This window comes from Rubellimicrobium rubrum, from assembly GCF_006152115.1.
GTDB lineage: Bacteria > Pseudomonadota > Alphaproteobacteria > Rhodobacterales > Rhodobacteraceae > Rubellimicrobium > Rubellimicrobium rubrum.
In genome coordinates, this window is the sequence record NZ_VDFU01000090.1 from 1 (window position 1) to 1,886 (window position 1,886).

Here is a 1,886-nt window from a genome sequence, read left to right on the forward strand (position 1 = left end):
CCGTCCTTCGACGATGCGGGCTCCGCAGTAGTCGCTCTGGGCCAACACCCGTCCCGACGAGTCCAGGGTGCCGGTCACGGCGCAGCTGTTGGTCCATTCCCAGACATTGCCGGCAAGGTCCGCGATGCCCAGCGAATTTGTGCCCCAGCCGCCCAGAAGGCGCAGCACGGGATGGACCTCGGCCTCGGCCTCCTGCGCGTAGCGGGCAAGCCAGCGGTCGGAAAGGTCCCCGTCCCCCAGCGCGTCATCGGTGAAGCGCTCGGCGGCGGCGCGCTGCCACTCGGCGTCTGTGGGCAGCCGCCAGGTCTGGCCGGTCTCCTTGGACAGCCAGGATGCATAGGCCTGCGCATCGTGCCAGCTCACCTGGGTTCGGGGCTCATCGGCTGGACCGCCTTCGGAGGGCAGGCAGGCTCCGTCCGCAACACAGGCCGCATACTCGCCCCGGCTGACCTGATGGCGCATGATCGAGAAAGGGGCATCGTCCTCGAGCGCGAGGCGCGGTGGGTCGACCTGACGGCCGTCGCGGTGCCAGGTGCCCGAAGCGCGGTAGCTCCAGGCGCCAGGGGCGAGGGTGACCATCTCGGGTCCCGCGCTATTGATCGGCCCCGGCCGGTGGACCGGTATCGTGAAGCTCACCACGAGGAGCAGGACGGCCACCGTCGACAGCTTCATGATTGTCCCCTTCAAAATGGACAGGGCGGCCGTTGCCAGCCGCCCCACCCGTCTGTCCCTCGGCCCCGCCACTCACCTGCTGCCGGGAGTTGGCGGAGCCCTTCATCCAAGCCCCGGTGGGCGGGGCTCTGAGATCAGGCCCCGCTGTAGGGCGTGGGCGCCTGGACCTGCTCCATGAGGTCGTTGTTCCACTCGCCTTCGACCTTGACGTGCGCGGTGGCGCCCAGCTCCACCGCCTCGATCAGGTTGTGGTTCACGTAGGCGTAAAGGCCGGGCTGCAGGAACTTGTAGAGCGCAGCACCCGAGGAGCCGCCGCGGATGAACCAGGTCTCGAGGTCCACCTGGGGCGTGTTGTGGAACTTGCCGGCTTCCCAGACGAGGTCGCCATGGCCGCCGATCAGGTGGGGGCGGGTGTCGCGGTTGGCCTGGTTGTGAACAAACAGCACCCGCTCGCCCACCTTGGCGGTCAGCGCGTTGTCGCCGGTCAGGGCACCCACGCGGCCGTTGAAGACGACATGGCTGGGGATCAGGCGCCGCATGACCTCGAGCGTGTCGGGATAGCTCTCGCCCGCGTCGGCGAAGCGCTTGTAGGTGCCATCCTCGTTGCGCGGGATGTAGAAGTCGTTCTCGCCGATATAGGCCACCCGGTCGTAGGCGACGGGGGTGCCGTGCTGGTCCTTCAGGCCCTCGCGGGGCAGGATCATGATGGTGCCCGACATGCCCGACACGACATGCCAGGGGATCATCGGGCCGCCGGGCGCGCAGTGGTAGGTGAACACGCCCGCCCGCGTCGCCTTGAAGCGCAACACGGTCTGCTCGCCGGGATTGATGAGGGTCAGCGCCCCGCCGCCCAGCGCGCCGGTGGCGGCGTGGAAGTCGATGTTGTGCTGCATCATGTTGGCGGGCGGGTTGCGCAGCGTCAGCTCCACGTAGTCGCCCTCATGGACCACCATCATCGGACCGGGGACCGAGCCGTTGAAGGTCATGGCCTGCAGCCAGGCGTCGTCGGCGACCTGGATCTCCTTCTCCACGATGTCCATCGTGAACTCGACGATGCGCGGGCCCGTCGTGGCCACCTGCTCGTGCTCATGGACAAAGGGCGGGGCAACCAGCTCGTGCCGGATGCGGGGAAGGCTCGTCAGATCCACCGGCGCGGCGTCGGTGGTGTCCATGCTCTCGCCCGCCCGGGCGGCCTGAACCAGCATCGGAGCGGC

At 68.6% G+C, this 1,886-nt stretch carries 2 protein-coding genes; both read right to left on the reverse strand.

Annotated elements, in window-relative coordinates; all coding sequences use genetic code 11:
* Positions 1 to 672 (reverse strand): formylglycine-generating enzyme family protein (locus tag FHG66_RS21315; RefSeq protein ID WP_139079152.1); only part of this gene is annotated, 672 nt, incomplete at its 3' end.
* A gap of 134 nt (positions 673 to 806) precedes the next feature.
* A partial coding sequence (nirK, locus tag FHG66_RS21320; protein WP_218013950.1) for a copper-containing nitrite reductase occupies positions 807 to 1,886 on the reverse strand: 1,080 nt, incomplete at its 5' end.